This is a genomic window from Natronococcus jeotgali DSM 18795, assembly GCF_000337695.1.
Classification (GTDB): Archaea; Halobacteriota; Halobacteria; order Halobacteriales; family Natrialbaceae; genus Natronococcus; species Natronococcus jeotgali.
This window is the reverse complement of sequence record NZ_AOIA01000122.1, coordinates 25,393-37,707: the sequence shown is the minus strand read 5'-3', so window position 1 is coordinate 37,707 and position 12,315 is coordinate 25,393. Positions and strand designations below refer to the sequence as shown.

Below are 12,315 nucleotides of genomic sequence, written 5' to 3'. Positions count from 1 at the left end.
CGGAGGACGAACTGTCGGGGATCGTGCGACGAAGTGACAGTGGATACGTATTGCAAGGCACTCTTGGAACTCGAGCCACTCCGTCGGAAACGATGGAACGCGACGAGCGCGGTCGCCGCCTCGAGGAGAACGACGCCGAGCGGTCGCAAGCGGACGACGGTGAGGAGGTCGACCGCCCGTGATCTCGTCGTGGTTCGGCTACTCGCTGTTGACCGCGGGGATCTACGCCGTGATCGCGCTGCTGTCGAAGATCGTCAGCGGCGTCGAGATCGACGACCCGCTGACGCTGGCGATCTACAACTGTATCCCCTTCTACACCGTCTACGTCCTCGTCGGGCTCGCTCTCGAGTGGCCCGCGATCCGCAATAGCCTCGCCGGGGTCGGCGGCGAGGGAGTCCCGGGCGCCGAGCCCGTCCCGATCGCGATCGCGCTGGGATTCGGCGTCGTCTCGACGATCGCCTACGGCGTCTACTACTGGGGGCTGGTCAACGGCGACGTCTCGCGGTTCGTCCCCGCGCTGTCGATCGAGACCGTCTTCGTGCTCGTGCTGGGGTTTCTGGTGCTCGACGAGGCCTTTCCCTCCGGCGTCTACGCCGGGGTCGCGCTGGTCGTCTTCGGCGCGCTGTTTATCTCCTACGACCGGGAGGCGGGCTCGATCCGCGAGAGTCTGACCTTCTCGACGGTCGGCGTCGCGATCCTGGCCGCGATCGCCTTCGCGGTCTTCAACACCGGAATGAAGGTCCTCACGGACGGTTTCGGCACCGTCGAGATCCTCTTCTGGATCAGCCTCGGCGGCCTAGCCTCGATCGCCGCGGTCGTTCCCTTCCGGGCCGACGGCGGAATCGAGCCCGACCCGACCGACCTGCTGGCCGGGCACGTTCGGCTCACGAAGGGGACGAAGCTGCTGCTGGTCGGCGGCCTGCTCAACGCCGTCGGACTGTTCACGTTCATCCGCGCACTCGAGAACGGTCCCGTCTCGCTGGCGACCGCGATCACCAAGCTCGACGTGATGATGGTCTTCGTCGGCGCGCTCGCGCTCTCGAAGCTCGCGCCCGCCGTCCTCGAGGAGCAGTTCGATCCGTTCACGCTGGCCCAGAAGGCCTCGGCGTCGATGATCGTCCTCGTCGGCTCGGCGCTGATCCAGTTCAGCTACTGAGGGCGCGGCGGCCGTACAGCGAAGTGCGAACGCTCCGCGAGACGATCGCGGGGAGAACGATCGTCCGGAACGCACGGTGTAGGATTCGCCCACGGCAGTGCGCGTGGGTAGTCGGTCGACCGTTCACACGGACTGCTACGTCAGTTCCGTACAACCGCGACCGCTCTCCGATCGGGATTGCACCGACAATCCGGTACGGCAGACCGCATCAGGACTCCGGCGCCTCGGCCGGGTCGACGACCTCGCCCGTCGCCGGGTAGACGCCGACCTGCTCGCAGACGTCGGCCATCGGACACGCGTCGGGATCCTCGAGGCAGGCCGGTTTCCGGGCCGTGCAGTACTCGCGGCCGAACTGGATCGAGGCGGTGTGACCGAAGCCGCACTTCGCGGCGGGCACCTCCCGCTCGAGGACGGCCCGAACCACCTCGTGGTCGGCGTCGGGCGGGGCGATCCCCAGTCGGCGGTAGATGCGGTGGACGTGCGTGTCGACGGGGAAGACGCCGCCGCGCCCGCTCGCGAACAGCAATACGCAGTCGGCGGTCTTCGGGCCGACGCCGTGGATCTCGAGCAGCCGCTGGCGGACGTCTTCCGGCTCCTCCTCCCGGACGAAGTCGTCGAACCCCGCTGCCGAGCCGAACTCCTCGAGGATCTCCTCGGCGGCGCCGATGATCATCTCCGATTTCTGGTTGTACAGTCCCGCGGAGCTGATCGTCTCGGCCAGTTCCGACCGTTCGGCGTCGGCCAGCGATTCCGCCAGATCCCGGTCGGGGCCGTCGTACCGTTCGACCAGCGCGTCGTGAGCCGGCTGGCTCGCCTTGTCGCTGGTGTTCTGGCTCAGGATCGTCCGTACGAGACAGGTGAAGGCGTCCTGCCCGCCGTAGGTCTTCTGCCAGTACAGTTCGCCGAGGCGGTCGACGACGCGCTCGGCGCGGGTCTCGGCGGCCGCCGGGTCGAACTCGGTTGGGGCTCCGCCTCCGGCGTCGCCGCCGCTGATGTTGACCGACGGCTCTCGGTCGTCACTCATGGCCGCGCGTTCGGGTTCGAAAAGCAAAACGGCCGCGGAAGCGACGCCGCGGCTCGAGCCGCGGACGGACCGCGGGGGCGATCACTCGACGGTGAGCGTCACCGTCGCCTCGGCGCCCTCGGCGAGCGCGTCGATGAGGTCGCGGTCGAACCCCTCGGCCGCGAACTCGGCGTCGACCAGGATCGTCCGGTCGTCGACGTAGTCGCTGGTTCGCCCGACCGCGCTGCGCTCGTTCGTGAACTCGAGGTCGGGGTCGCCCCGTCCCGCGACGGACGCGCGGTGGCCGTCGGCCTCGATCTCGACGGTGATCGTCGCCTCGGCGTCCCGACAGGCGTCGACGAACTCGGGGTCGAAGTCCGCGGGCGCTCGGTCGGCCTCGATCGCGAGGATGCAATCGCCGGCGGGGGTGAGGTAGTCGTCGGTCGTCACCTCGAACGTGCTCGCGTGGTCGGCGCTGACGTGCTCGTGTCCGCGAGCGCGGATCACTTCCTTCATACCTCGGCGGAACCGCGCCGGGCGGAAAACGGAACCGACTCGCGCTTAGATCAGACTCGCGCCGTCGAGCTCGCTGCGGCTGTACTCGACCTCCAGCAGCTCCAGGATCGTCGGCGCGATATCGAAGAGGTCGGCGTCGCCGATGGAGGCGTCGGGGTCGTCGATGTACAGCGAGGTGTCGTCGAAGCTGTGCATCCCGTTTCGCGGCCCCGTCGTGAAGATCTCGGAGTCGGCCTTGAACCCGGACTTGAGGTCGAATCCGTTGTTCGGGATCGCGACCAGATCCGGCGCGATGTCGTCGTGGTCGCCCCGGAACGCCGCCTCCTTCTCGACGACGCGGTCGACGACCTTCTTCCCGTCGGGGCCCTCGAGGGCCTCGAGGTCGGCCTTGAGCTCGTCGCGAACGTCGTCGTACTCGTCTTCGGGGACCGAGCCGCGCGGCTCCCGCCCCTCGAGGTTGAGGTAGAACCGCCCGGGGATAAAGGAGTAGGCGCGGGTCTCGTCGCTGATGTCGCCCAGCTCCTCGGGCTCGTCCGTCCCGAAGGAGAGCCACCCCTCCTCGCGGAGCCACTCGTTGAAGTGGACCTCGTAGTCGAGGCTCGTGAAGCCGTGGTCGGAGGCGACGATCAGCGTGACGTCCTCGGGCAGGGCCTCGCGCAGCCGACCGATGTAGTCGTCGACCTTCTCGTAGAACTCGAAGAACTCCTCCCGGTACTGGCCGTCGCGCTCGTAGTCTTTGAACAGGAAGTGGTTGACCCGATCGGTCGTCATGAAGACGCCGAAAAAGAGGTCCCAGTCGTCCTCCTCGATGTAGTGTTTGAACGCCTCGAAGCGCGCGTCGACGGTCTCGTGGGCGTCCTCGATGAACGCCGCCTTGTCCTCCTCGTGGCCGAGCTTCGGGTTGACGTCGATGCGGTAGTCGAGCCCCTCGAGGTAGTCCCGAACGTCGTCGGGGTAGGCGGCCTTCTCGAGATCGGGCGAGAGAAAGCCCGAGACCATCCGCTGGACGTTGCGCTGGGGCGGGAACGTGACGGGGACGTTCATCACCGTCGCCTTCAGCCCCTCGTCCTGAACGCGGTCCCAGACGCGGTCGGCCTGGACCTCCCGACCCATCGGAACGTACGTGTCGTACGTTCCGACCTCGCGGTCCTGGAAGCCGTAGACGCCGGTCTCGCCGGGGTTGACCCCGGTGGTCAGCGACGGCCAGCAGGCGCTTGACTCGGGCGGAACGATGCTCGAGATCTCGCTTGCGGTGCCCTCTTCCGCGATCGCCGCGAAGTTCGGGAAGCGATCCTCGTGTTCGGAGAGCAGACTGTACGGCACGCCGTCGACGCCGATAAACGCGACTCGGGGGTTGTCGTCGCCCCGCAACCGGTCGAACAGACCCATGGGGGGCCGTAGTCCGACCGCATACAAGAAGGTTCGTTTCCGGACACTGTTTTCGACGATCGACGACGGCGAGTCGAGCGCCGTCGGCGCTCTCGTGACGGTCGCTCCCGAAAACGGCGACGATCGGCCCGCCGTTTCCGGAATCGGCGGCTCGTAGACGGCGGCAAAACGGCTCCGGAGCGGGACGCGACGAGGACGTCGTCCGTCGAACTCACTCCTCGGGCCCGTCCGACTCCGATCGATCGGGCCGGAAGTTCGTCGGGACGACCGTGAGGTGGGCCATTCCCGAGCCGGGTTCGACCGAGTCGGACTCTCGTGCGGACGGGTTGGTTGCTGCCATGACGATCGGTGGTACGGCGGCTCGGCCAATAAAATTACCCATGCTCATAACGTATTCGACGGGCGGGCGGAAATAACTCGAGCGTATTCGGGCGCGACGAAACGAAGGACGGGACGGCGTCGCCGTTAGAAGTGCTCCTCGTAGAGCTCCTGGGCGTGTTCGATCGCGTCGTAGGCGGCCTGCTTGTCCTCCCAGCCCTGCGTCTCGACTTCCTTGCCCTCCTCTAGGTTCTTGTAGGTCGCGAAGAACTCGTCGATCTCGTCGAGTTGCTGCTGGGGGATGTCCTCGAGGTCCTCGATGTGGTCGTAGCGGGGGTCCTCGCTGGGGACCGCGATGACCTTGTCGTCCTGCTCGCCGTCGTCGTCCATCTTCATCAGCGCGACGGGGCGGGCCTCGATGATGCAGCCGGGGAACGTCTGATCCTCGACGAGGACGAGGACGTCGAAGGGGTCCTCGTCGTCGTAGTAGCTCTGCGGGATGAAGCCGTAGTCGGCGGGGTAGTGGACGTTCGAGTGGAGCACGCGGTCGAGCACGACGCCGGGGACGTCCTTGTCGTACTCGTACTTGTTGCGCTCGCCCTTGAGACACTCGACGACGGCGTAGATCTCTTCGGGTGCGTTCGGTCCGGTCTCTAACTCTTCCCAGAGATTGACCATGTGGCTTGAAACTCCACGGTAGGTCAAAAAGTACTTTCGTAATCGGATCGGACGCTACGACCGACGGTCGCCGACCGAGCCGCGAGTACGGATTCGGCGCGATGGCGTTCGTCGGTCGGACGCGGTCTGACGGATCGGTTGGACGGAATAGTTGAGAAGTCTTAAATAGTCCGGATACTTTCACGAAAGTATGTCAGAGGCACAATCAATCAGCGGCGATCAGAGCGTCGCACGCGACCTGACGGCGTTCCAGAACAACATCCTCACCATCCTCGCCAAGGAGCCGATGTACGGCCTGGCGATCAAACGCGAACTCGAGGACTACTACGGGACCGAGGTCAACCACGGCCGGCTGTACCCGAACCTCGACGAGCTCGTCGAGCTCGGCCTGGTCGAGAAGAGCGAACTCGACAAGCGAACGAACCAGTACTCGCTGACCGACGAGGGCTACGAGGCCGTCCTCGACGGCGTCCAGTGGTCCCTCTCGAAGATCGTCACCGACGACGACCGCGCCGACGAGATCCGCCAGCTCGTCGACGAGAGCTACTGAGCGATAACTAAGGTGTCAGAACCGTCGTTCGCGCCCGATCGCACGCCGAAGTCGTGATCGGGTGCGCCACCGTCCCTTTTATTCGGCCGACGACTCCCGGAGCTCGGGGTGTGGCTCGTCGATCGCTTCGAAGACCAGCCGGATCGACTCCTCGATCGCCTCGCGCTGGTCCTCGGAGGGCCAGGCGTTGCGGACGAAGTACTCGGTTCGAAACTCCTCGAGCTCCGCGGGCGTCGCCGACGCGATCGGCTTCGCGTAGTGGTTGCCGAAAAACGCCGCGAGGGCGTCCGCGTTGTCGCCGTGGACGTCGCCGCGGCGCTCCCGAACCGCGGCGGCGAGTTCGCGGTTTCGCTCGTCGACGGCCCGCCAGTCGTCGGGGTTCTCGGTACCCTCGAGCCGAATCTCGATCGCGCGGTCGATGTCCTCGATGCGGTCGGTTCTGATGACGCCGTCCTCGTGCCACTCCGCGGGGTGGAGCACGAGCGTCGCGTCCTCGTCGTCCCGGACGCGGGCGGTAAACTCGTGCTCGTCGAGCAGGTCGTCGCGGCGCTCGAGCCGGGCCGCTCGCTCGTTTTCGTCGGTCGCGGTGCGAGCCAGCCGCGTCAGTCGTTCGGCCTCGTCGATCACGTCGTCGGGTAGTTCCTCGGACGATCGTTGCTCGTCGGACGGCCGGTCGCCGTCGGCGTCCACCCCGTTCTCGAGGTCGCTCATACTCACCGTTCGCACTCGAGGGTTTTTCGCTTGCCGTTTTAACTCTGATCCAGTGCCTCGTTGGCCAGTCCGTCCGCGCGGTCGTTGACCTCCCGGGGGACGTACTCGAGGGTCCACTCGTCGAACCGCGAGAGCAGTTCGCGGGCGGCGACGCGTCGCTCGCGCAGCTCGGGGTTATTGGTGTCGTACTCACCCCGGACCTGTTTGACGATCAGCTCGGAGTCGCCCCGAACGTGGACCTCGCCGTAGCCGTACTCCGCGGCGGCCTCCAGGGCCGTGATCAGCGCCTCGTACTCGGCCCGGTTGTTCGTCGTCCGGCCGATCCGCTCGCTCCCCTCGGCGACGATCCCGTCGCCGGTGACGATCACCCACCCGATCGCCGCGGGGCCGGGATTGCCGCGGCTGGCGCCGTCGAAGTAGACGTGCGCGCGGCCGCCCCCGTCCCGGAGCAGCGACTCGAGTTTGCGGGGCGTCTCGCCCTGGATCACGACCTTGTCGTCGTAGGCGACGGCGGTCGCTCCCTCGCGGCTCGCCCGCCAGCGTTCGTGTTCGGTGTTTCCCGATTCGACGGAGACGCCTGCCTCCTCGAGGCGGTCGCGGGCGGCGTCGACGTCACACTCGATAACCGGCATTCCTGCCGGTGATCGACGAGAACCAAATAAATGTTTTCCGGTTCCAAATCGTAAACCACACCTCTAAACGCCTGTCGTTGGAGTTTTCGGGGAGTACTAGAATCAAGGCGCGAACGGGACCCCAGAACTTATATATCATAGTAGTACTACTATAAAAGCGCGATGACACGGTCCACCCGCCAGCGGGAGCGAATGCGTGAAACGGACGAATCCGAGGAGCAGGAGGGGGTACGTGCCTGCCCCGAATGCGAGTCGGACAATCTCGTGAAAGACTCCGATCGGGGTGAGCTCATCTGCGAAGACTGTGGGCTCGTCGTCGAGGAGGAGAAGATCGATCCCGGTCCGGAGTGGCGGGCGTTCAATCACCAGGAACGACAGGAGAAGTCCCGCGTCGGCGCGCCGACGACACAGACGATGCACGACAAGGGGCTGACGACGACGATCGACTGGAAGGACAAGGACGCCTACGGTCGCTCGATCTCCTCGAAGAAACGCAGCCAGATGCACCGCCTGCGCAAGTGGCAAGAGCGCATCCGAACGAAGGACGCTGGCGAGCGCAACCTGCAGTTCGCGCTCTCGGAGATCGATCGAATGGCGTCGGCGCTGGGCGTGCCGCGATCGGTCCGGGAGGTCGCGTCGGTGATCTACCGGCGCGCGCTCAAGGAAGACCTCATCCGCGGTCGGTCGATCGAGGGCGTCGCCACCTCGGCGCTGTACGCCGCCTGTCGAAAGGAGGGCATCCCGCGAAGCCTCGAGGAGATCTCGGAAGTTTCACGCGTCGAACGAAAGGAGATCGGTCGCACGTACCGGTACATCTCGCAGGAACTCGGCCTCGAGATGCGCCCCGTCGACCCGAAAAAGTACGTCCCCCGCTTCTGTTCCGAACTCGAACTCTCCGAGGAAGTCCAGACCAAGGCCAACGAGATCATCGAGAAGACGGCCGAGGAAGGACTCCTCTCGGGCAAGTCCCCGACCGGGTACGCCGCCGCGGCGATCTACGCCGCCTCGCTGCTGTGTAACGAGAAGAAGACCCAGCGCGAGGTCGCCGACGTCGCCCAGGTGACCGAAGTCACCATCCGGAACCGCTACCAGGAACAGATCGAAGCGATGGGCATCCACGGCTAACTCCCTTCGTACCGCTTTTTTGCCGCATCGCTCCCTCTCGAGTCGCGACGTCGCCTTCGCGCAGCGACGTCGCTGCCCGGAACGCCGACCGCGGCTCGAGCCCGTCACGGACCGGAACTCGACCCATCTCGTTCAACGGGTCACTCGTCTTTCCCGACGCTGATGACCTGCAACAGCGAGTAGACGGGAACGCCCTCGATCTCCTCGACGCCCTGTTTGTCCGCGAGGACGACGCAGGCGAGCGGTTCGCCGCCCTCCGATCGAATCGCCGAGATCGTCTCGCGCATCGTCGTGCCGCTGGTGACGGTGTCGTCGACGACGTAACACTCCCGGTTGCGGATGCCGGCGAAGTTCCGCGAGAACGTTCCGCCGAGTTCGTCGATGTCGCCCTCCTCCCACTGGTGTTTCGCGGGCGTGTACGTCGAGAGGTCGGTCTCGAGCTCGCTCGCGACCAGCGTCGCGATGGGGCCGCCGGCCTTCTCGATGCCGACGGTGAGATCGACGTCCTCGCCGTGTTTGGCGAGCAGGTCGGCCATCGCCTCCGCGATCGCGCCCATGCGCTTGCTGTCGCGGCCGATCGCCGACCAGTCGACGTGGATGTCCTGCGGGCCGCCGTTGTCCGCCGACTGCTGGGTCGGCTGGTTGGAGGGCTCGGTCGTCGCGCCGCTTCGCTCGACCAGCCAGCTGGCGGTCTCCCGGGAGACGTTCAGCTCGTCCGCGATCTCGCCCTTCGAGAGGCCTTGATCGGCGAGTTCGGCGGCGCTCTCGATGAGGTCGTCAACGTTTTTCATGGCTCGAGGTTCGCACGCCGTTTTTATAGTCGTGTCGCAGTCGACGAACGTCGCCTCGAGTCGCTGGAAAGACTCTCATCAGTGGCAAGGATTATCACTCGGCTCTCCGGTATCCCGAGTATGGAACGGTACGATCTCGTCTACCGGCTCTACGACGAGTACGACACGAAGACCCTGCGGGAGTACCAGGAGTTCGTCGACGTCTTCCCCGCCGTCGACTCGCGGGTCGCGCTGGAGCACTGGCAGGAGGCCACCGAGGAGCTCGAGGGCCGCAAGGACGAGATCCGGTCGGCGTTCGCGTCCGGCGAGACGTTCGCGGAGATCGCCGCGCGAGCGACCCGCGATCAGGCCTTCACCGCGCTCGACCTCGAGGCCAAGTACGGCCGCGGGGTGAACGTCCTCGTACTCGACGTCGACGAGACGCTGCGCTCGGCCGGCGGCACGGACAACGAGATCCCCCGGGAGACGCTGCACGTCCTGACGGAGTTTCACGAGGCCGGCGTCCCGATCGTGATCTGTACGGGCCAGACCTTAGAGAACGTCAAGGGCTTCGCCATCCAGGGGCTGGGCAGCGAGATCGTCCACTCCGGGGAACTGTCGATCGTCTACGAGGCGGGAACCGGCGTGTTCACGCCGGGCCACGGCGCCGAGACCAAACAGCTGCTATACGAGGAGCTCGACGAGGAGATCCGCGAGGTGTTCGACGACCTTCGGACTCGTGTCCTGCCGGAGGCTCCCGACGGGCTCAGGCGGGGCTGTCACCTCCAGGGCAACGAGTTCAACGTCACGATGAAGCCCAACTACGAGACCGGATCGACCGACGCCCGCGAGATCATCGACGACGCGCTGGTCTACCTGATCGACCTGCTGGCCGACGCGGTCGGCGAGGCGATCGGGTTCGACGGCGAGGCGATCCGCGATCGGACCCGCGCGTTTTACGCCGACCAGGATCCCGAGATCAGGACCGTCCTCGAGGAGGAGGGCGCCTACCCGGACCGGGACGAGGAGGCGATCCCCGACGAACTCGCGGGCGTCCTCGAGCGGATCGACGTCGCCTACTACGAGGCCGACGCCGCCGAGATCGGGAGCCTCGAGCTGAACAAGGTCGTCGGCGTCGAGCGCGCGCTGGAGGTCCTCGGCGTCGAGGATCCGTTCGCGCTCGTGATGGGCGACTCGAAGAGCGACCGCCGCGTCATGGAGTGGGTCGCCGAGAACGACGCCGGGATCGCGGCCGCGCCGGAACACGCCTCTCAGGACACCCTCGAGCACGTCCTCCGGACCGACGAACTCGTCTTCGATCGCGGAAAGAGCGTCGACGTCCTTCGAACGGCGTACGCGCTGAATCGCCTCGCCAGGCTCGGGTGAGCCGTATCGCTCTTAAATAACCGGAATAGATAGGCCGGCTCATCAACCCGCTCGGAGCTGTGCGTTCGGTCAACACGGTTCGACCGGGGGCGGTTCCCACGTCGGGCGCCCGCGCGTCGAGTCGAGTGATTTGGTATGAATGCATTCGAGTCCCACTCCGAGTTCGGTACCGCCAGCGACCAGCGACTGGGCTCGAACCAGGCGATCGGGGTGATCCGCCCGTGACGACGATCGCCGAGCTGGCCGTTCCCACGGAATCGTTCGCGCTGGAACCGACGATCCGCTCGCTGCCGGAGTTCGAGCTGCGGGTCGAAAGCGTCGTCGTCGACGACTCGGTCCGGACCGCGCCGTTGATCTGGTTTGCGAACGCTGACGCCGCGACCGTCGAGACGGCCCTCGCCGACGATCCGACGGTTGCGACGTTCACACGATTGCTCGAGCGACCCGACGGCGAGGCGTGGCTGTTCCGGATCCGGTACGCCGACGAGGCCACGCCGATCTGCAGCGCGGTCTACGCGAACGACGGGACCGTCCTCGAGGCCGAGGTCGCGAACGGCCGCTGGACGGTCACGCTGTTGTTCCCCCACAGGGAAGGCGTCTCGCAGGCCGTCTCCGACTTCGAGGATCGCGACGCGCGGGTCGACATCAGGCGCATGGTCGAGGCCCAGGAGGACGAGGACCTCGAGATGGCGACGACGCTGACCGACCCCCAGCGGGAGGCGATCACCGAGGCCTACCGCCACGGCTACTACGACGTTCCCCGCGAGATCTCCCTCGAGGAGCTGGCCGACGAGCTCGAGATCTCCCACCAGGCGCTGTCAGAGCGGCTCCGACGTGCGAACCGCGTGCTTGCGGGCGAGCAGCTCGACCGTTCGGCCGGGGGACTCGGCGGGGGGTGAGCGATCGATGGTGGTGATTTTTGCCGGCCGACTCGAATGAGGACGTATGGAGCTCACCGAGGAGCAGGCGGCGGTCCGCGACGTCGTCCGCGAGTTCGCCCGCGAGGAGATCAGACCGACGGCGCTCGAGGCCGACCGGAACCAGGAGTTTCCCGAGGACGTCTGGGACGGCCTCGCGGAGCTCGACCTGACGAGTCTCACCGTCCCCGAGGAGTACGGCGGCTACGACGCCGACCCGGTGACGGCGGCCGTCGTCAACGAGGAGGTCGCCTACGGCGCGCTGGCGGTCGCGACGGCGCTGTCGGTCCACTCGCTGGCGACCTCCTGTATCGCCGAGTTCGGAAGCGAGGAGCTGAAAGAACGGTGGCTGCCGGAGATGGCCGACGGGCGTCCCGTCGGCGCGTTCGCGCTCTCGGAGCCCCACGCCGGCTCGAACCCGGCCGAGATGTCGACCGAGGCCAGACGCGAGGGCGACGAGTACGTCATCGACGGCGAGAAGCAGTGGATCACGAACGGGAAGCGGGCGGGCGTCTACGTGCTGTTCGCAAAGACCGACCGTGACGACCCGGGGTCGGTAACGCAGTTTCTCGTTCCCGGCGACGTCGACGGGCTCTCGGTCGGCGAGAAAGAAGAGAAGCTGGGGCTCCGGGCCAGCGACACGACGAGTCTCGCGTTCGACGGCGTGCGGATCCCCGCGGAGAACCGCCTGACAGAAGAGGGGAGCGGGCTGTCGGCGGCCTTTCATATCCTCACGGGCGGGCGGATCGCCATCGCCGCCCAGTCGGTCGGCCTCGCCCAGTGTGCGATGGACGAAGCGCTCGAGTACGCCGGGGAGCGCGAGCAGTTCGACCGACCGATCGCCGAGTTCCAGTCGATTCGCCACAAGCTCGCCGAGATGGCGACCCGAATCGAGGCGAGCCGGCTGCTGACCCGCGAGGCCGCCCGAGAGCGCGCGTCGGGCAGCGCCGGGCTGACCGCGAGCATGGCGAAGTACTTCGCCAGCGAGACCGCGATGTTCGTCACCAACGAGGCCGTCCAGATCCACGGCGGCTACGGCTACGTCACCGAGGGCGAGGTCGAGCGGCTCTACCGGGACGCCAAGATCACCGAGATCTACGAGGGGACCACCGAGATCCAGAAGAAGGTCATCGCGCGCCACCTGCTCGAGTGATCCCCGGGGAT

Annotated in this window: 15 protein-coding genes; 7 read left to right on the top strand and 8 right to left on the bottom strand. The window is 66.5% G+C overall.

What is annotated here, in order from left to right:
* Positions 1–178: 178 nt before the first annotated feature.
* Positions 179–1,156: an EamA family transporter gene (locus tag C492_RS13650; RefSeq protein ID WP_008424541.1), complete on the top strand. Its 978-nt coding sequence runs from the start codon at positions 179–181 to the stop codon at positions 1,154–1,156.
* A gap of 208 nt (positions 1,157–1,364) precedes the next feature.
* Here C492_RS13650 and C492_RS13645 read toward each other — a convergent pair whose 3' ends face one another.
* The 3 genes from C492_RS13645 to C492_RS13635 form a co-directional block, all read right to left on the bottom strand.
* The gene (locus C492_RS13645; RefSeq protein WP_008424539.1) at positions 1,365–2,180 is read right to left on the bottom strand and encodes an endonuclease III domain-containing protein; all 816 of its coding nucleotides are present in this window, start codon (positions 2,178–2,180) and stop codon (positions 1,365–1,367) included.
* 81 nt (positions 2,181–2,261) lie between these two features.
* Positions 2,262–2,675 (bottom strand): DUF371 domain-containing protein, encoded by a 414-nt coding sequence (locus tag C492_RS13640; protein WP_008424537.1) that lies wholly within the window; start codon positions 2,673–2,675, stop codon positions 2,262–2,264.
* Positions 2,676–2,720: 45 nt separating this feature from the next.
* The gene (locus tag C492_RS13635) at positions 2,721–4,064 is read right to left on the bottom strand and encodes an alkaline phosphatase family protein (protein ID WP_008424535.1); all 1,344 of its coding nucleotides are present in this window, start codon (positions 4,062–4,064) and stop codon (positions 2,721–2,723) included.
* On the opposite strand from C492_RS13635, the gene C492_RS24240 reads away from it, so the two are divergent.
* Positions 4,063–4,221 carry a hypothetical protein gene (locus C492_RS24240; protein WP_160166995.1) on the top strand — a complete coding sequence of 53 codons (159 nt, stop codon included), beginning with the start codon at positions 4,063–4,065 and terminating at the stop codon, positions 4,219–4,221. The two genes, C492_RS13635 and C492_RS24240, sit on opposite strands and share 2 nt — an antisense overlap.
* A 54-nt stretch (positions 4,222–4,275) precedes the next feature.
* On the opposite strand, the gene C492_RS25600 is transcribed toward C492_RS24240, so the two are convergent.
* Both C492_RS25600 and C492_RS13625 read right to left on the bottom strand, forming a co-directional pair.
* Complete coding sequence (locus C492_RS25600) at positions 4,276–4,404, bottom strand: hypothetical protein (RefSeq protein WP_049893060.1); 129 nt, start codon at positions 4,402–4,404, stop codon at positions 4,276–4,278.
* A gap of 125 nt (positions 4,405–4,529) precedes the next feature.
* Positions 4,530–5,060 carry an inorganic diphosphatase gene (locus tag C492_RS13625; protein ID WP_008424533.1) on the bottom strand — a complete coding sequence of 177 codons (531 nt, stop codon included), beginning with the start codon at positions 5,058–5,060 and terminating at the stop codon, positions 4,530–4,532.
* 190 nt (positions 5,061–5,250) lie between these two features.
* Between C492_RS13625 and C492_RS13620 the strand changes: the two genes are divergently transcribed.
* The gene (locus tag C492_RS13620; RefSeq protein ID WP_008424531.1) at positions 5,251–5,610 is read left to right on the top strand and encodes a PadR family transcriptional regulator; all 360 of its coding nucleotides are present in this window, start codon (positions 5,251–5,253) and stop codon (positions 5,608–5,610) included.
* 78 nt (positions 5,611–5,688) lie between these two features.
* On the opposite strand, the gene C492_RS13615 is transcribed toward C492_RS13620, so the two are convergent.
* Together C492_RS13615 and rnhA are read right to left on the bottom strand one after the other, a co-directional pair.
* Entirely contained in the window at positions 5,689–6,321 is a 633-nt protein-coding gene (locus C492_RS13615) for a DUF7108 family protein (RefSeq protein ID WP_008424529.1), read from the bottom strand.
* A 38-nt stretch (positions 6,322–6,359) separates the two neighbouring features.
* Positions 6,360–6,953, bottom strand: a complete 594-nt coding sequence (rnhA, locus tag C492_RS13610; protein ID WP_008424528.1) for a ribonuclease HI — start codon at positions 6,951–6,953, stop codon at positions 6,360–6,362.
* Positions 6,954–7,115: 162 nt separating this feature from the next.
* Between rnhA and C492_RS13605 the strand changes: the two genes are divergently transcribed.
* Complete coding sequence (locus tag C492_RS13605; RefSeq protein ID WP_015321996.1) at positions 7,116–8,078, top strand: transcription initiation factor IIB; 963 nt, start codon at positions 7,116–7,118, stop codon at positions 8,076–8,078.
* 140 nt (positions 8,079–8,218) lie between these two features.
* On the opposite strand, the gene gfcR is transcribed toward C492_RS13605, so the two are convergent.
* Positions 8,219–8,869, bottom strand: a complete 651-nt coding sequence (gene gfcR / locus C492_RS13600) for a transcriptional regulator GfcR (RefSeq protein WP_008424523.1) — start codon at positions 8,867–8,869, stop codon at positions 8,219–8,221.
* A gap of 120 nt (positions 8,870–8,989) precedes the next feature.
* On the opposite strand from gfcR, the gene C492_RS13595 reads away from it, so the two are divergent.
* From C492_RS13595 to C492_RS13585, 3 genes are all read left to right on the top strand, one after another.
* A complete protein-coding gene (locus tag C492_RS13595; protein ID WP_008424522.1) occupies positions 8,990–10,234 on the top strand; it encodes an HAD family hydrolase in 1,245 nt (414 codons plus the stop codon).
* Positions 10,235–10,455: 221 nt separating this feature from the next.
* Complete coding sequence (locus tag C492_RS13590) at positions 10,456–11,133, top strand: helix-turn-helix domain-containing protein (protein WP_008424519.1); 678 nt, start codon at positions 10,456–10,458, stop codon at positions 11,131–11,133.
* Positions 11,134–11,179: 46 nt separating this feature from the next.
* A complete protein-coding gene (locus C492_RS13585) occupies positions 11,180–12,304 on the top strand; it encodes an acyl-CoA dehydrogenase family protein (RefSeq protein ID WP_008424518.1) in 1,125 nt (374 codons plus the stop codon).
* Positions 12,305–12,315 lie beyond the last annotated feature (11 nt).